18 protein-coding genes are annotated in these 16969 nt (G+C 55.8%); 13 read left to right on the top strand and 5 right to left on the bottom strand.

The annotated features are described in order from the left end of the window. Positions 1-53 precede the first annotated feature (53 nt). From AC2FIO_RS10245 to AC2FIO_RS10190, 12 genes are all read left to right on the top strand, one after another. Positions 54-827 (top strand): WecB/TagA/CpsF family glycosyltransferase, encoded by a 774-nt coding sequence (locus AC2FIO_RS10245; protein ID WP_496697384.1) that lies wholly within the window; start codon positions 54-56, stop codon positions 825-827. A 70-nt stretch (positions 828-897) separates the two neighbouring features. Then, entirely contained in the window at positions 898-1779 is an 882-nt protein-coding gene (locus AC2FIO_RS10240; RefSeq protein ID WP_496697382.1) for a sulfotransferase family protein, read from the top strand. A 3-nt stretch (positions 1780-1782) separates the two neighbouring features. Further along, positions 1783-2754 (top strand): sulfotransferase family protein, encoded by a 972-nt coding sequence (locus AC2FIO_RS10235; RefSeq protein WP_496697380.1) that lies wholly within the window; start codon positions 1783-1785, stop codon positions 2752-2754. Next, on the top strand, positions 2744-3712 hold the full coding sequence (locus AC2FIO_RS10230; protein WP_496697378.1) for a glycosyltransferase family 2 protein: 969 nt from the start codon (positions 2744-2746) through the stop codon (positions 3710-3712). Before AC2FIO_RS10235 ends, AC2FIO_RS10230 begins: the two co-directional genes overlap by 11 nt. Before the next feature lies 1 nt (position 3713). Continuing rightward, positions 3714-4640 carry a glycosyltransferase family 2 protein gene (locus tag AC2FIO_RS10225; protein ID WP_282170110.1) on the top strand — a complete coding sequence of 309 codons (927 nt, stop codon included), beginning with the start codon at positions 3714-3716 and terminating at the stop codon, positions 4638-4640. 45 nt (positions 4641-4685) lie between these two features. Next, positions 4686-7214: a cellulase N-terminal Ig-like domain-containing protein gene (locus AC2FIO_RS10220; protein WP_496697376.1), complete on the top strand. Its 2529-nt coding sequence runs from the start codon at positions 4686-4688 to the stop codon at positions 7212-7214. 160 nt (positions 7215-7374) lie between these two features. After that, on the top strand, positions 7375-7809 hold the full coding sequence (locus AC2FIO_RS10215) for a hypothetical protein (RefSeq protein ID WP_496697375.1): 435 nt from the start codon (positions 7375-7377) through the stop codon (positions 7807-7809). Beyond that, a complete protein-coding gene (locus AC2FIO_RS10210) occupies positions 7806-8471 on the top strand; it encodes a MotA/TolQ/ExbB proton channel family protein (protein WP_496697373.1) in 666 nt (221 codons plus the stop codon). Before AC2FIO_RS10215 ends, AC2FIO_RS10210 begins: the two co-directional genes overlap by 4 nt. Next, positions 8464-8829 carry an ExbD/TolR family protein gene (locus tag AC2FIO_RS10205; protein WP_496697371.1) on the top strand — a complete coding sequence of 122 codons (366 nt, stop codon included), beginning with the start codon at positions 8464-8466 and terminating at the stop codon, positions 8827-8829. The genes AC2FIO_RS10210 and AC2FIO_RS10205 overlap by 8 nt, the downstream gene beginning before the upstream one ends. Next, a complete protein-coding gene (locus AC2FIO_RS10200) occupies positions 8826-9203 on the top strand; it encodes an ExbD/TolR family protein (RefSeq protein WP_496697369.1) in 378 nt (125 codons plus the stop codon). Before AC2FIO_RS10205 ends, AC2FIO_RS10200 begins: the two co-directional genes overlap by 4 nt. After that, entirely contained in the window at positions 9200-10336 is a 1137-nt protein-coding gene (locus AC2FIO_RS10195; RefSeq protein WP_496697367.1) for an energy transducer TonB family protein, read from the top strand. The genes AC2FIO_RS10200 and AC2FIO_RS10195 overlap by 4 nt, the downstream gene beginning before the upstream one ends. A gap of 379 nt (positions 10337-10715) precedes the next feature. Then, on the top strand, positions 10716-11741 hold the full coding sequence (locus AC2FIO_RS10190; RefSeq protein WP_113791010.1) for a porin: 1026 nt from the start codon (positions 10716-10718) through the stop codon (positions 11739-11741). Between the two features lie 61 nt (positions 11742-11802). Here the strand turns inward: AC2FIO_RS10190 and AC2FIO_RS10185 are convergent, their stop codons facing one another. The 5 genes from AC2FIO_RS10185 to AC2FIO_RS10165 are packed head-to-tail and all read right to left on the bottom strand — an operon-like array spanning position 11803 to position 16009. Further along, positions 11803-12345, bottom strand: a complete 543-nt coding sequence (locus AC2FIO_RS10185) for a DUF3833 family protein (RefSeq protein WP_496697363.1) — start codon at positions 12343-12345, stop codon at positions 11803-11805. Beyond that, entirely contained in the window at positions 12342-12959 is a 618-nt protein-coding gene (locus tag AC2FIO_RS10180) for a DUF3833 domain-containing protein (RefSeq protein ID WP_282119665.1), read from the bottom strand. Before AC2FIO_RS10180 ends, AC2FIO_RS10185 begins: the two co-directional genes overlap by 4 nt. Further along, positions 12956-14179 carry an MFS transporter gene (locus tag AC2FIO_RS10175; protein ID WP_496697361.1) on the bottom strand — a complete coding sequence of 408 codons (1224 nt, stop codon included), beginning with the start codon at positions 14177-14179 and terminating at the stop codon, positions 12956-12958. The genes AC2FIO_RS10180 and AC2FIO_RS10175 overlap by 4 nt, the downstream gene beginning before the upstream one ends. Further along, positions 14179-14724 (bottom strand): hypothetical protein, encoded by a 546-nt coding sequence (locus tag AC2FIO_RS10170; protein ID WP_496697359.1) that lies wholly within the window; start codon positions 14722-14724, stop codon positions 14179-14181. Before AC2FIO_RS10170 ends, AC2FIO_RS10175 begins: the two co-directional genes overlap by 1 nt. Next, positions 14678-16009 carry an NAD(P)/FAD-dependent oxidoreductase gene (locus tag AC2FIO_RS10165; RefSeq protein ID WP_496697357.1) on the bottom strand — a complete coding sequence of 444 codons (1332 nt, stop codon included), beginning with the start codon at positions 16007-16009 and terminating at the stop codon, positions 14678-14680. The genes AC2FIO_RS10170 and AC2FIO_RS10165 overlap by 47 nt, the downstream gene beginning before the upstream one ends. Before the next feature lie 228 nt (positions 16010-16237). Here AC2FIO_RS10165 and AC2FIO_RS10160 point away from each other — a divergent pair, with 228 nt between their 5' ends. Next, positions 16238-16963: an SDR family NAD(P)-dependent oxidoreductase gene (locus AC2FIO_RS10160; RefSeq protein WP_496697356.1), complete on the top strand. Its 726-nt coding sequence runs from the start codon at positions 16238-16240 to the stop codon at positions 16961-16963. The last annotated feature ends 6 nt before the right edge of the window (positions 16964-16969 follow it).

Here is a 16969-nt window from a genome sequence, read left to right as displayed (position 1 = left end):
AGTATTTGTACTATTTGTTTTGAGAGTGAGTAACGATGGAGCGAGTTCTGAAGATGCGCTTGCCACATGTGATTGTAAGTGGGATGCCAGTTGCGCTTGTCAGCGATACCGAACTTAGCTCAGCGATGGTCGAAGATGTCAAACGCCGGCGAAGCGGTGAGGCTCAACGCGCATTGACTGTTTTCGATGCTAATGCATACGGTATCTCGCTGTACGAAAAGGACCCGCAATTTGCCAAGGCAATTAATTCTGCGGACATAGTGCATGCGGATGGTCAGATCGTTGTCTGGGCTTCCAAATTTGCGCGAGGTTCGAAGCCAATACCAGAGCGCACGGCGACAACAGATTTCATCCACACAGCAGCCGGACCTGCCGTTAAGCATGATATCAGTTACTATCTGTTGGGTGGCACGGAAGAGATCAACCGTTCCTGCGCTGAAAAGCTGATTGAGCTTCATCCTGGCTTGACCATAGCAGGTCGGAGGAACGGCTATTTTGACGAGTCTGAAGTTGACGCGGTTGTCGCTGACATCAATGACAGTAAGGCCGATGTTCTTTGGGTTGGGTTGGGTAAGCCAAAGGAGCAACTCTTTTCACTCGAAATTACGCCTCGTCTGGAGCATTGCGCTTGGATCGTGACATGCGGCGGTTGCTTTCATTATGTGGTCGGAGACTATGCGCGCGCGCCTGTTTGGATGCAAAAAATCGGATTGGAATGGCTTCACCGTACCGCGACTGGCCCCGGTCACATTCGAAAGAGGCATTTTCGCAGGTACCCCCATACGATCAGCGTGGTTCTTAAGAAAGATATTTTGAAGTTAAAGTGAATTGTTAAAAAGGCTCGGGGCTTTTTCCCTTGTCTTGTTAGTGGGTTGAGTTGTTCAGAAGGGAATTCATGTGTCGAAAGTGGATTTCATAGGAATTGGCGCGCAGAAAGCTGCAACCACTTGGTTGCATCATGTTCTCTCAGAGCATCCATTGATTGCGACCAGCGAGCCCAAGGAGCTTAATTTTTTTACGGCGAATTATGACCGTGGATACACATGGTACGAGAGCTATTTCCATGGCAGTTCTGAAAATGCGATCAAGGGTGAGTGCTCGCCGACTTACTTCTTTAGTCGTGACGCCGCTGAACGCGCAGCCCAGTATAGCCCGGATCTGAAGCTTATATGCATATTGCGAGACCCAATCGAACGGGCATTTTCGAACCATATGCACGAGATCCGCAAAGGCCATATCCCACCAGAAACAACATTCGAAGCCGCTTGGAAACGAAATCCTGCATATTCACTACAAAGCCAATACAAGGCTGTTCTAGAGACCTGGCTGGCGAATTTCGATCGCGATGCTCTGCTCGTTTTGTTTTCCGAGGACATCGCGTCGAATCCAAATGTAATTTATGAGCAAGTGTGTGGTCATCTTGGTGTTGAACCCAAACGGCACCCAGCGTCACTCACAGAACGGCATCACGAAAACGTAACTTACCTTTACCCAGTAGTTCAAAAAACGCTGCGCTACGGAGGGGATGCGATGCGCTCGCTGGGGATGCAGGATCTGGTGAAAAACCTCAAAAAAGCGCCTGGGCTCAAGCAGGCTATTTCGATGAACAAGCAACACTTGAAGACGAAGGTAGCACCTCCGACGCCAGAAATGCGGGAGATGCTGGTCGAGCATTTCCGATCAGATGTTAAGTATGTGGCGCAACTTACTGGGCGTGCGGTTCTACCCTGGCCGACCTGGCGCGATATGAGTTTTGTCAATTCTGCAGCGAATGAGTGAATTATGAGCGTATCAAACACTTTGAACATGGCTGGAGATATGCGCTTGAACCAAGTGGTGCGGATGACCCGGCGTTTGCTGGGCGCGCGCTTTCTGGATAGCGAGGATTTTCTGCCGGTTATCTCTCCGGAGAAAGGGGAGAAGCTTGCCACATTAGCTCGAAAAGCGCGTGGCAGCATCGAGACTCCGGTTTTAGTGCTTGGTGTGATGCCGCGATCAGGCACCAATTTCTTGCGCGACCTCATCGCAATGCACCCTGATGTTGGGGCTGATCCGGGTCGTCTATATGAGTTCCCTCTATTGCACGCGGCTGGGGATGCTGCGGCTTTTACTCGGGATTTCTTGCGATACTTCCCAAGAAACGAAGAAGTCTTGGGCCAGTATGACGTGCTGGCCATGCTTGCTGGCAGCTGGTTCAGAGAACTGCAAGCGCAGGTTGATGGTAAGAACATATTGCTGAAATGCCCCCACGTTCATGACCTGTCACTGGCGCGGTACATCTTTCCCGATGCAAAGATCATCCTGTGCATTCGGGACGGGCGTGATGTCGTTGACTCTTCGCTCAAGACATTTTCTCGGTTTTCACTTACGAGCAAAAATTTCCGCCAACTGGCGGATGAATGGCGTTTGGGTGCCGAGGCCATCATGACATTTGCCGAAGGTGGCCTGAACCGTAACGACGATACAATGGTCGTCCGCTACGAAGATATCCTTGCCGATACGCATGAATACGTAAGAAAAACCTTGTATCATATTGGGTTGGATGAAGCCGTGTTCCCTTGGGATGAAATCGACAAGATGCCCGTTCGTGGATCGTCCCGCTCGAAGGCTTCGGATCAAGAGCGCTGGCAACCAGAGACCAAGTCAGTGGATTTCAACCCGATCAAGCGCTGGGCATCATGGTCAGACGGAAAAAAGGCGAGGTTCGACAGAATAGCAGGGCATGCGCTAGAGATGGTCGGTTATGAGCGTTGACGCACGATCTCAGGCGGGAACCCACGTTGCGATCTGTATAGCGACCTATAAACGTCCACAGGGATTGCGGGCATTGATTGACAGCCTGAACGATCAGCAGCTTGGCGCCCGCGATGTGCGCGTAACGCTCGTGATTGCAGACAACGCTCCAGCTACGACGGCCCGTTCGGTTCTGGGCGAAATTCAGGATTTGTCATGTTGGCCAGTGATTTACGTTCTGGAACACGAACGCGGGATTGTATCGGCGCGCAACCGGACATTGGCCGAGGCCCCTCCGGATGCGGACTATTTTGCATTTCTTGATGATGATGAAACCGCCTCTGAAAACTGGTTGGCAGAGTTATTAGGAACCATGATTTTACCAAACACTGTTGCGGTTCAGGGAGCTGTCGAACCGCGTTACGACGAAGCCCCACCCGCTTGGGTCGAACAACTGAACCTGTTCCGAATGGGTCCCTATGAGCAGGGGGCTGAACTTCCATCAGCTGCCACCAACAATTCAATGGCGGATGCTGCCATCATTAGAAAACAGACCATGAGGTTCGACGCCCGCTTTAACACCACTGGCGGAGAGGATGAGGAGTTTTTTTCGCGACTTCGGATCGAATCGGGCGGAACTATCCGCGCTGCTGCGCAGGCTCTGGTCTGGGATCATATCCCAGCTCACCGGGCGACGATGCATTGGCTCAGGCGTCGTTGGTTTCGCATGGGGCATACACTGGCGCGGATAGCTCAAATCCGTCGCAAGGGAATACCGATACGTGTGGTAAAAGGTTTTGCGGCTATAGGTTGGGGGCTTGTGATGTGCGTTTTCCTTGGTTTCGGGTCAAAGGCAAGATGCTGTAAAGGAGCGCTCGAAATTTATCGTGGGGCCGGGATGTTGGCGGCCTTTTTGCAGATCCGTTTCGACGAATACAATTCAGCTGCCGTCCGCTTGGACCGAGCAGGAGGGGGCTGATATGGACAACTCAAAACCTGAGTTTTCGATCATCATTCCCGCTCGGAATATGGAGCGCTATGTCGAGGAAACGCTACAAAGCGTATGCCGGCAAACAATGACGGAATTCGAAGTTTTGTGTATTGACGATGGCTCGACAGACGACACCCGTGAGATCTTGGAGCGTTTCGCTATGCGCGACGTGCGTTTTACCCCAGTGACTGGCCGGGCCAAAGGTGTCGGTGCGGCCCGCAACCTAGGTTTGAGTTTAGCGCTCGGAAAGTTCGTGCTGTTTTTGGATGCGGACGATTTGCTGCACCCTGAAGCGTTGCAAAGATACTCGGATGTGCTGGCAACGTCCGACGCCGTTGCAGCCATCGCCGGTGTTCAACGGATCAACACCGTGGGTCAGGAGATGAATGGCGCGGACAACCGCTTACTTGTTCCTAGCAAGGACCAATTGGCTGTGTTGTTGCGTAAAAACTATGTGGTGAATGGCGGTGCGCTTGCGATGAAAACCGATGCAGCGCGGCAGTCCGGCGGTTATGAAGAAGACCTCGTGTATGGCGAGGATTGGGAGTTCTGGTGCCGTGTCGCTTTGATCGGAGGGTTCGCCGTAGTCGAAGGACCGCCACTTTTGTATTATCGGCAGGTGGCCAGCGGAGCGAACTTCAGAGCCCGTGATCCCGCTTTTGCCCGGCGAGTGCCGTGCATCGAAAAGGTTTCAGCCAACCCGGCAATGCGGCAAGCCTTCGGGTCGCGGTTGCGATTCCTGCTGCGTGCGCGGAAGATTGATATCTTCTGGTCCGGGGTTCGGAACCAATATCAGTATGGGCGCAAACCACTAGCGCTGTTGGAGGGCGTCTGTGGGATGTTTATGTATCCTGACAGCCTGTTTCGCCCAAAACTGATCTATAGGTTCATGCGCAGTTTGGATCGAAGGGTGTAAGCTTAGGCTAGGGGCTTTCTCGCGCCTATTGAGAGGATGGGGCAAATGCAACTTTCACGGCGGGCATTTTTGTTGCGGGGCACGGCGGTGGCCGCCGCGCCAATTGTGGTTACGCTAGCGCCCAGTTTTACAGCGGCCGCCGCCGACAAGGCCGATATTGGATATGTCGGAGAGAATGGGTTCCAATTGACGGTGATAGACACGATGTTGGACATGTCGACCCCGGTCGAAGTGTTGCGTTCCGACCGGGTTCGCTGGTCACCGGACCCGGCAAACGGGTTTGGTGCGTCCGGCAAGCTGAACGGATTGCCAGGCTATTTCTCGGGCGATGCGCATACCACAGCGCCGCAAATATTTACTGCCTGGCCTAAGGTTCAGGAGCAAAGTCGGAAGGACGGTTTTCGCATCGGTAACTCTGCGATTCAGCCGCAGGCAGCGGCGGATCGAACCGACAACTGGCGTGTTCTGATTGACGGACAGCCAGCGGGCATTGTCGGTCTCTGGCGCAAGTCTTCGCCCATTCGCACGCTAGCCGTTGCTGATCGTCGGTGGGAAAGCACCAAGCGGCATTTGGTGACATTGGAACTTGACCGCGCCATTCCTCAAGGTGCTGTTCTGAGCATCACGGGTCCATCCTTTGCCGAGACTGAATATGTAAAAGACCCAGACGTATTCAGTGAATCCATCCATGTGTGTCAGGCGGGCTATCCTTTGACCGGGCCCAAAAAGGCTTATGTCGGCAGTTGGCTGGGACAGGATCAGGTCGGCAAAAATGGCAGCACTGATGCATTGTTGTCACCCGCAACTGAATGGAGCTTGGTATCTACGCAAAATGGCGCCGTTGTTCGATCGGGTCGTTTGACCTTGGCCAAACCCTCCGAAGAACCACATCGGAATGGCCTTAACTTCAATGGTTGCAGTATTTATGAGGCCGACTTCTCCGACCTTGAACTTGATGGTGAATACCAGATTCAGGTATCTGGATTAGGGCGGTCATTCCCGTTCAACGTATCCCTAGCGGCCTATGATGAAGCGCTCCGCCTGGCTGCCCGATGGTATTTCCATCAAAGGTCTGGCTGTGAGATCGCCGCACCTTATGGTGAGGGCCGAACCCGTCCCCGCAACGGGCATCCGGCAGATGGGCTGACGGTCTGGCAGACGGATTTGAAGCTTGGGAATATGAGGGATGGCTACGGCAAGGTGCGGGCCCCAAAAGCGCTGTCAGAAAATGTAAACACTCTGGGCGGGTCAGACACGGCACCCGAGCGCTCATCTATGAAGGCCAACCCCAAAGCTTGGGGCGGTTGGCATGATGCCGGGGATTGGGATCGGCGCATTCAACATATGGATGTCGTCTTCCACATGGCCGATATCGTCGAGACCTTCCCCCATTGTCGCAGTCTGAACCTGAACCTTCCGGAAAGCAAAAAAACCTTCTCGCACGCAGATGTCGCATCGCGCAAAGACGATGACGATAGGGGTGACGGCGAAACCGTTCTGCCTGATCTGATCCACGAGGCACTTTGGGGGGCATCGCTGTGGCGTCGAACTCAGCACGAAAATGGTGCGATTATCGGAGGGGTCGAGTATTCCATCAGCGGAATTCTGGGCTCAGTATCATGGAACCCTGTTCAGAAAGCATATGCATATGGCCCAGAGGATTGGGCTGCTTATCGTTTTGCTTATGGGGCTGCAAAGCTGGGCCATGTGATCCATCATGTCTGCGGCGATACCGTTCTAGGAAGTGCCATCGTCGCTGAGGCAACACGCGCTTGGCATTGGGCCGAACAACAGCCAACCGACGGGTTTTCTGACTCTGCACTTAGTAGAGTTAACCAGATCCGTATCGCCGCGGCCGCAACTGTCTACCGAGCTAGCGGAGATCCTCAAGCGCGCAAGGTATTTGAAGACCAAAACCCTTTCGTGCCGCAAGCCGAGAAGCCAGACTCTTCATTGAAAAAAGAAGTGTTTCCGGCCGCTTATCTTGAGTATGTGCGAGCCGCGCGCGAGGGTCGAGAGGTTAATACCGCGATCGTTGGAGCCATCGAAGGGTGGATCAAGCAGCGCACCCTGAACGGTAAGCGCATGGGGCGCGACTTCGGGCTGCACAACACTGCCGCTTATCCCTGGGGCCTGGGATGGCTACGCTTTGGCCCCGGTTCGAACTGGCGGGCGGGGCAAATGGCAATGTATTTCGCGTCAGAAGGTGTGGCGACCACGGAAGTGCGTAACGCTGCAGTTGAGGGAATGTGGTTCGGACTGGGATGTAACCCCGCCAACGTGAGTTTCGTGCAAGGGCTTGGGCATCGGGAATTTTCTGACCCGCTCTTTACGGACGAACTCAGTGGCAAAAAAATCCCCGGACAGATCAGTTTCGGCGTAGCGGGGGGGAAGTTGTATGAATGGGAACAGCGTAAGACCGCCGGAGCGTTCTACCCACCCAATCAGGAAGCCTGGCCTATCTACACACAGATTTTTGAAAGCCGCAGTATTGCAATCGCGGCCGAACATGGGATCAAGTCGAATGCGATGGAATGGCTGGTGGCCTGTGCCTTTGCAACTCTGCCTGACTGACCCACGCAATAAAACCTAAGTTCTCGGAGCACCGGATCGTGGGCCTTTGAAAAGCTGTTGAAACCCTTTGACACTCTTGCTGTCTTGACTATGTGTACTCCAGCACCAGCGGAGCCTTGCCGTCTATAGATTTCCGCATTGATTAACTAGGAGCGTGTCAATGTTGTTTCTCCGTTCGGCACTTGTTTTTCTTAGCTTTTGCTCTTTGCCAGTAGCAGCATTGGCCCAGTCAGAGGAAAACAAACCGACCGGTTTGATCATGGAACTCAATACGGTTCAGGATGTTGGCCAGGCATGTAGGTTGACCTTTGTGATCGAAAACAAAACAGGCGCAGCAATTGATGCTGTTAGCTATGAAACCGTAATTTTCGATGCCTCTGGTAGTGTGGTCAGCCTATCATTATTCAATTTTCGTGATCTGCCTGTCGATCGACCACGCGTACGCCAGTTCGATCTTCCCGGCATGACATGCGGCGCTGTTGGTAGAGCCTTGATCAACGGTGCAAATACCTGCGTTGTTGCCGGATCGGACAGTCAGGTCTGTCATGAGGCCTTGAAACTGCAAAGCCGAACAGATGTGGAGTTGATTGGATGAGCCCCTTTGATGCATTGCGCGAAATCCTTGATCTGGGCGGGCCTGTTGTTGCGATCCTGATCGCGATGTCGGTGGTGACTGTTGCGGTCACGCTTTACAAACTCTGGCAATTCGCAGCATCTGGCGTCGGGCGTCACCGGGTGTTGTCCGAGGCGCTGGCGGCCTGGGATGCTGGCGATCCGCAAACCGCCCACGCCCGTCTGGACAAAAGCCGCAGTTACCTTGCCCCCCTGGTACGGGTTGCGATGAATGCCTCAGACACGCCGGGTCTGGACCAACGGCTGGATGCCGAGGCCGGTCTGGCGCTTGCCGGGCTTGAACGCGGCTTCCGACTGCTGGACACCGTGGCGCAGCTTGCGCCGCTTCTGGGTCTGTTCGGCACGGTCCTGGGGATGATTGAGGCGTTTCGCAGCCTGCAATCCGCTGGGTCGTCTGTCGACCCATCCCTGCTTGCCGGAGGTATCTGGGTTGCCCTGCTGACAACGGCTGTGGGGCTTGCCGTGGCGATGCCGACCTCGATGCTGTTGTCCTGGTTCGAAAGTCGCACGGCGCGCGAACGGGTCTTTGCGGACAAGGCGCTGCGCACAATTCTGGTGCCGGGGCAGGCCGTTCCGCAGGCCGACGATGTGCGGGCTGTGGCGACCGCCCCCGGACATGCGTAACACCGCACCCTTCGTACGGCGTCCCATGTCGATGACTCCGCTCATCGACGTGATTTTCCTGCTGTTGCTGTTCTTCATGTTGACCTCGACCTTTGCCAAATATGGCGAGATCGAGCTGAGCAATGCAGTGGGCGGCAGTACGACTTCGGCGACACCGACCGAGCGGTTGTTCCTGCAGTTGGGGGCGGAACGGCTGGTGCTGAACGGGCAAACGGTCTCTCTCAATGATCTGGAAACGCAATTGGAGGCCGGGCAGGTTCTGGTCAGTTTGGACCCGGATACAACGGCGCAGCGTGTCATCGACGTATTGGTCCGGCTGCGCGGGCGTGACGGATTAAGCGTTCTGGTGCTGGAATGATCAAGTACAGGCGCCCCAAACGCAGACGCGACTCGACGATTGCCCTGATCAACGTCGTTTTCCTGATGCTGATCTTTTTCCTGCTCACCGGTACGCTGGCCCCGCCGTTGGATCCGGATCTTGAGCTCGTGAACACCGCAGACCTTGAAGGGCGCGAGCCACCTGATGCGCTGATCCTGCACGCCGACGGCACGCTGAGCTATCGTGGAACGCCAACAGATCCCGAAGCGCATATGCGTGGCCAAGGGGACGAAGCCGTGCGCATCGTGCCCGACCGAAACGCACCGGGCCCGCGTCTGATCGAGGTGACCGGTGCTTTACGCCGTCTGGGCGCGTCATCCGTCTTTGTTGTGACCGAGAAGGCGCTGGAATGATCCGCCGGTCGGTTATGATTGCGGTGGTGGCCATTCTGGTGTCGCTGTTTTTGCACCTGATGGGGTTAAGCGTGACCGGGCAGCGGCTTGCAGAAGACGCGCCAGGCGGCCAAGCGCCTGAATCAATTGAGCTAAGCACGACATTCGAGGATCTTGCCGAGGTTGTCGCCGAACCGATTGAACCTGAACCGGCCGAGGCACCAGAGCCACCGGTTGAAAGGCTGCCTGAGGAACCGGAAATCCCGGTCAGTGAGGCGCTTGTGGCGTCTGAAAACCCGCGGGAGGTTTACGCGCCTGATATCGGCGAATCCGAAGTGGTCCAGCCGACTGCCACGGAACCGGTTGAGCCTGATGTGGCAGAGACCGAAAACACATCCGAAGGCGATGCCGCCGCCAGCGAAGATGTCGACGAAACCCCGCCGGTCGAGGCGGAAACAGCGACCGATGTGCCCGAAGGAATCCCCGAGGCAGTCGCGGTCGAGCCAGAGGTCGCGACCGAGGTCCAGCCCGTATCGCCCCAACCGCAAGAGCTGGCGGCGCTGCCGGTCAACCCGTCGCCCGAGGCCGCGATCCCTGTTGTACCGTTGGAGTCCGAGGCGATTGAGCCGGATGATCCGGTTGATCCAACCGAACAGGATGCAAATGAAGACGTGACAGAACTGGCCGTGACGTCTTCGATCCGGCCGCAGCGCCCTGAACGCCAACCGACGCCGGAACGGCGGGGCGTGCTGAATGGTGCGCGGGACTTCAGCGAGTTGCAGTTTCCGTCAGAGGTGGTTGAATCGCCCCTTTACGCCTATCGGCGGGAAGGGTTGGATGCCTTCACGTCTGGCAGTAGTGGCAGCCGTTCGGGCGGGCGTGGCCCCGGCAATTCGGACACTACCAATTATGCGGGTGAGGTCTTGGTCCACCTGAACCGCGCACCCCCGGTATTTGTTGCTGCCCGGGGATTCGCCAAGGTGTTTTTCGAAATCAATCCCGATGGCACGCTGGCCTGGGTCGATGTCATCGACAGTTCAGGGTCGTCCGATGTTGACCGGGCCGCAAGGGCGCAAGTGCAGGCGGCTTCGCCCTTTCCGCTGCCGCCAGGTGGGGTCAGCCGCAAGCTGTCTTTCTTCTACACCAGCAATTGATTGGTGGGTTTCATCATCCGATTTACCCATCACAGAACCTGTTTTGAGCGGGATTTTGCCCGAATCTGCCCATTTTCGGAAGGTGGGGTCAGCCCCCGGGAAGTCTCAATTGCAAACATGTACGTTTTTTGGCATTTAAAGGGGCATCGTCGCATTTCTTTGATCAACTTTTTGTAACGAAACACTGCTGATCGCGAAACATACGTAAATACTCAGGAAATTGGGTTTCGTGCGGTATTCTGCATTTGCAAAGATGCAACAAATACCAACCTTGCCCAGAATGAAATGCAGCGAAACCATTGCGCACGCTCGGAATTTGTCCGAGTAGGCCAGCAGTCGCCCTAGCGGCTGCACTCCTCTCAAAACTTGTGGGTTTACCATGAAAAATCTTCTCATTGCATCGACGGCTCTGATTGCAACTGCAAGCGTTGCAGCGGCCGACGTTAAATTCAGCGGCTACGGTCGTTTTGGTATTGGCTACCAAGAAGATCGCACCGGCACTGTTAACAACTTTACCACGGATGCAAACGGCGACATCGTCGCTGATGGCACCGCGAACGTCGACACCGACAACACCATCCTGGTCTCGCGTTTCCGCCTGAACATCGACGGCACCGCAGAAACCGATGGCGGCGTTGAGTTCCAGGCACGTGTGCGTCTGCAGGCTGATGACGATTCCGGCAACGGCGAACAGAACAGCGCGGGACTGAACGGCGCACGCTTCTCGGTCATCTACGGTGGTCTGCGTGTTGACGCTGGCAACGTTGCAGGTTCCTTTGACAACCTGGCAAACTACTTCGGTAACGAACCGGGCCTGGAAGAGTTTCTGGGTCAGTATTCGGGCGTGAACTACAGCTTCCTGGAGTACACCTCGACCGGTTCAGGCGCGAATGCTGTGTTCTTCCAGTACGCAGTTGGCGATTTCGCATTCGGCGCGTCATATGACCAGGCAACGATTGCTTTTGACGGTGTTGCGCAGGACGCAGACCGCTGGGACGTCAGTGCAACTTACACCTTCAACAACATCACCGCTGCACTGGCCTATGGTCAGACCAAGGCGAACGTGAACAGCGCGAGCGAAAAGCAGTCGCTGACCGTTCTGACCCTGGGTGCAGAATTCGGTGACTTCTCGGGTACTCTGTTTGTTGCGGACGATGACGTTGTTGATGATGCCGAGAACGGTACCGCATACGGTCTGTCGCTGGCATACAATCTCGGCGCCGCAACCACCCTGCAGTTTGCTTACGGTGACGGTTCGGCTGACAACGATACCCGCAATATCGGTATTGGCGCCATCTACGACCTGGGCGGCGGTGCATCGCTGCGTGGTGGTATCGGCGAAATCAAAACGGGTGACGAAGACGGGCGCATCCGCGCTGACTTCGGTGCTCAGTTCAACTTCTAAGTTGAGCTAAACTACAAAGTTTAAGGGCAGGTCTTCGAGCCTGCCCTTTTCTTTTGCTAGCTTATTTCTTCTCAAAGAACAGGATGACCTCGCCCAGCCGGACGCCATAACGCGAGACATAGGCTCGGTTCAGCAGACGGTCATCGTCCAGCAGCCACATCCAGTCGTCAAAGTTGACCCGCATGGTGCCCTCTTTGACCGGCAGGTCGATCTTGTATGTCCAGTTGAACGTGTCGCCGCGTTCGACCCCTGTGGCGGTGCCCAGAACGCCGGGGGCGTTGCCAGTCCAGGTGTCCGCGCCCGTTTTGGTCAGCGTCCAGACACGCTGCTCGGTGGCGCCGTCATCATAGACAAAATCCTCAACCAGAGTCAGGGTTTCACCATCCCACGTTCCGTCGATATCCACCGTAAAGCGGCGCGGGATATTGCCCAGAACATCCTGAAACTGGCCATAGGCGACGGTCTTGCCCTCAAAAAACTCTTCAAGGTTCAACTGCCGATCAGACAGAAAGGTCTTGGGAACGCGCGGTTTAGCTGAACAGGCAGTCAGAACGGCCAGTCCGGCGACTGCCAGGCCCGCAACAAGGACCCGACGCGAGATCATTGCAGCGGCCTTTGTTCTGCGTCCGCATCATAGCCGTTTGAACTGGGGACATGTGCGGATTTAACCTCGGGCGCGGGGCGCATCGTGGCAATCAGCTCTGCGACCTTGATGCCGAACTTGCGCATCTCGGACCGGTTCATGATTACACCGTTTTCGGTCAGGTACATCCAGTCGGTGACGTCCAAAGTGTGCCCACCGGCATCCTCAGGAAGAATAATGCGGTAGGTAAGTTTGACAGTTGATCCTGAAATTGTTCCATGACCTTCACCGACGATGTCATCCGCCGTGGCGATGAACGTATTGCCGGTGCCCAGCGTCAGATACCATTTACGTGTCATCTGTTTGCCATTGGAATAGGTGAAATGCTCGGACAACGTGCCGGTGTTGCCATCCCAGTTCCCAACCATACGGGCGACAAAGCTGTTCGACATCTTGCCGTTCGGCCCATAGATCAGCCCCTCGGACAGGATCTCTCCGTTCAGTACCTCTTTCATTTTGAATGCAGGCCCAGTGCCGGTGTAGTCGGCCGGTGTTTGCGACCGGAAGCTCAGGAACCGGTTCTTGGCAATAAACAAAGCGAGAGCAGCGAACAGTAAAACAACAAGCGTTTTCATTTGGCTGAGACCTCCGTGGGCAACGTCAGGACCATGCCAAACGCGCCAAGTTTCAGGATGCAGGGTAGTACCGCATAAGCCAGATTGAGTGTTTCCAGGGCTTGGGCGGAATTTGATTGGCCAGGTGAAAAGCCGCTGCGTTCCAGCAGGGGCAATGTAAAGAAGGCGGCAAGCGCGAGGCCCAGCTTGCCCGCAAAGGACCAGATGCCGAACGCGGCTGAGGCGTTCAGGCCGGCGCGGGTCAAAACGACCGAGAACATGGCCGGCAGGACCACCATATCGGCCCCAAGTGCCGCACCCGAGGCAAGGCAGATCAGAGCAAAGCCCAAAAGCTCACCCGCCGGCAACATCGCAGCACCTATGAAGCTGGCAATAGACAGCGGCATAGCAATGATTAGGGTCTGTTTCGGACCAATGCGATTGCTGAGCTTGGCCCAAAGCGGCACGCTGGTGCCGGCGCTGAGGAAAAAAAGGATCAACAAGGGACCCGCCTTGCCCGGCAATTGCAGCCTGTCTTCGACGAAGAACAGAAACAGGGTTGAGGTAATGGCGACCGGCAAGCTGTTGACCAGCGCCAGCGCCAATAGTCGCAATGCTCCAGCCCGGCCCAGCCCTGCAAAAGACAGGCCCTCGCCAGTAATAGGCGTGCGCCGCCACATTGGGAATGTCAGCGCGATCGTTACGATCGACAGGACGCCCAGAAACAGCCCAAAGGCGGGGTATCCCTGTGCGCTCGCCCCTAAAGCGACGAACAGTGCAGGCGCGCTCGCGGCAATGACAACCCCCGCCAATTGTCCACCTTCACGGAAGGCTGCCAGTGTCATTAACTCTTTTGCGTCTGGTGTTTTGGCCAGGGTTGCGCTGCGCCCGTAAAGCAGGATGGTCCCGAGGCTGTAGGCCGAGAACAGCAGGATCAGGATCAGGATCAGCGATGTCACGCTTGCGCCCTGTGGCAAGGCAAAGAGCAGCGGAAAGCCGACCGCCAGCCCAACAGCGGCCATGGCGGCGAACGCCAACTGACCCTTCGGCCATCGGTCAATCGCCCAGCCTATCAGCGGGTCTTGCACAAGATCCACAAGCCGGATCAACAGCAGTACCGTTCCAATCACCCCAAGGCTAATCCCAAGGTTAACCGCAGCAAAACGCGGCAGGTGGATGTAGAGGGGAATACCCGCCGCTGCGAGCATCAGCGCATAGAGGCTGACCCGGGGATACAGCATCACTGTCCCCTCAATTGCCGCGTAAAGCTTGCGGATCTGGTGTTGTCGCCAAGAAAGATAGACATGAATGTATTTTTGACGCCTGGCCCGGACAGGGTGCAGGTTTTGCGCCCGTTCCGCCAGAAACCAACCTTGTTCGGCCCTTCCGAGATGGCCAGATAGCTGTCGCCTTTGCTGACAGCCTGAAAGCACTGTTCAAGCTGGACTTGTGTCAGCCCGCTGTTTCCTTGCCGTGTCATCTCATCCAGCGTGGATTCGACCAGAGCCTTCTGCTTGAGGTTTTTGCGGTAGGTCAGCTGCAATCCGAAATCATCGCTCCAACTGAACGGGGCACCGCCTGGCGTGAACAGCTTTGCGTCATAGATCGGCAGGCCAAGGTAACGGAACGTGGCGGACCCGCGCAGTTCGGCGTTCGGCAATTCGTTCGACACGGTTGACGCTTCCAGCATGACTGGGGCCAGCAAGGTCAGCGACAGCAGAGCGACGCACCAGACCGAGCTATTCGGCCGCGACAGGGATGACCGGGTCATTTTTGGCAATGCCATTGTCAGCTCCGATGGTTTGCGGGGTGCCATTCAACTGCGCGACAACATGCATCGCGCTGGCAATCCCGTCTTCATGAAAACCATGCCGGTTATATGCACCGGCAAACCACGTTTTGTTCTGTCCCTGCATGTCGCGAATTTGCCCCTGGGCCTTCAGTGCGGCTTGATCGAAAACCGGATGGGCGAATTCGACTTCGTCATAGATTTTGTCTGCGGGAATATCCGCCGCAACATTGAGCGTTACAAACATCGGATCACTGTCCGGAATGTTCTGTAACCGGTTCATCCAGTAGGTAACGCCGACATTTCCGGCCTGTGAACGATAGGTCCAGCTGGACCAGCAGGCCCGCCTTTTGGGCATCTGGCCGGGATCGCAATGCAAGACGGCCTTGTTGGGCTGGTACTTGATCGCGCTAAGGGCAGCAATTTCTTCGGGTGTGGCGTTGTCGCCCAGAATGGCCAGCGACTGGTCGGAATGGGTGGCAAGTATGATCTCATCATAAAGGTCAGCTTGGCCTTCGCTGAGTACGGTCGCGCCCAGTTCATCCCTCTGAACATGCTGCACGGGGGAGGCGACGCGGATTTCGCAACCGCGGGAGCGCAATGCAGCCTCGATCCGGCGGACATATTCAATGCTTCCACCTTTGACCGTCCACCACTGATGCTGCTTTGACCGATCACCGGCCAGCAAGGCATGGTTTTGGAAGAACTGCACCAGCGAACGTGCGGGAAAGCGGTCAATGAATTCGACGGGGGTAGACCAGATCGCCCCGCACATGGGCATCAGATAGTTGTGGCGGAACCAGTGGCCCAAACGTAGTTCGTCGATCAGTTCGCCAATCGTAGTGTCATTGTTCTTGGCAGCTTCCGGGGCTTCTTTGCCAAAGCGCAGGATGTCCGAAATCATCTTGTAATAGGCCGGACGCATCAGGTTGCGTTTTTGCGCTGTCAGGGTGCGCAGATTGTTCAATCCGTATTCGAGGCGACCATTGTCGATCGTGGCGCCAAAGCTCATCTCGCTTTTGATCACGGGAACGTTCAATTCATCGAACAGTTTGGTCAGGTTGGGGTAGGTGGAATAGTTGAACACGATAAAACCGGTGTCGACCGGTTGATCACCGTTTTTACCAGCCATGACCGTTCGGGCATGGCCGCCCAGTCTTGGCTCGGCCTCATAGACCGTTACATCATTGTCTTCGGATAGATAGTAAGCTGCGGATAGGCCTGATATTCCTGCACCTACAATTGCGATTTTCTTGCGTGCGCCCCTTGGTTCGTCGAACATGTGATCCCCTTAGTTCGGCAATTTAAAAGGATTACGCATCAGATGCGGGTACGGATCAATCACGTTGGACTTTTTTTGAACGTGCGTTACATCGTGATGTCTTGCCTGGTTTTTTGAGCGTTAACGTGATCCAGCTTTGTTGCCGATCCGTAAAATCCTTAAATTGTCTGAAACAACACGAAACCAATGTCCGGGCCATATGTACCCGACAGTCCGGATGGCCCAAGCATGAGCAGTTTTGACGGAAAAACCTATTGGATCGTTGGCGCCAGTGAGGGGCTGGGCCGATCTTTGGCCCAGGCGCTAAGCCGACATGGGGCAAAACTGATCCTCTCGGCGCGCAATGCGGCGCGATTGGCCGAGATTTGCAAAACCCTTCCGAACGCGCGGGCGGTGCCGTTTGATGTGACCGATCTGGCGGCTGTGCGCCGGGCCGTTGCAGATGTCGGCGTGGTGGATGGGCTGGTCTACAATGCCGGTGCCTACGAGCCTATGAAATCGGCCGATTGGGATACTGAAGCTGTTCTGTCCATGACAGACGTGAACTACCTTGGCGCGCTGCGTGTGTTGGGTGAGACGGTGCCAGGGTTTCTACGGGCCGGACAGGGCGACATTACCCTGATCGGGTCTTTGTCTGGCTATCGCGGGCTTCCGGCTGCTGTCGGATACGCGGCCAGCAAGGCAGCGCTTGTCTCATTGGCTGAAACGATGCGATTTGATCTGGCCGGCACGGGGGTAACCGTGCGGATCGTCAATCCAGGCTTCATTAAGACCCGGCTGACTGAAAAGAACACTTTCAAGATGCCGATGCTGATGACACCCGAGGACGCGGCGGACCGGGTGGTCAGGGCGATGTCGCGCCGCCGGTTCCGCACCGATTTCCCGGCACCGTTCTCTTGGGTGATCCGTTTGCTGGATTACCTGCCGGATTGGCTGATCTACCGCGGAAAATAGAGTCTG

It is taken from the genome of Ruegeria sp. CDSB086 (assembly GCF_059611065.1).
Note: the sequence above shows the minus strand (reverse complement) of the source record. Positions and strands in the feature narration are given on the sequence as shown.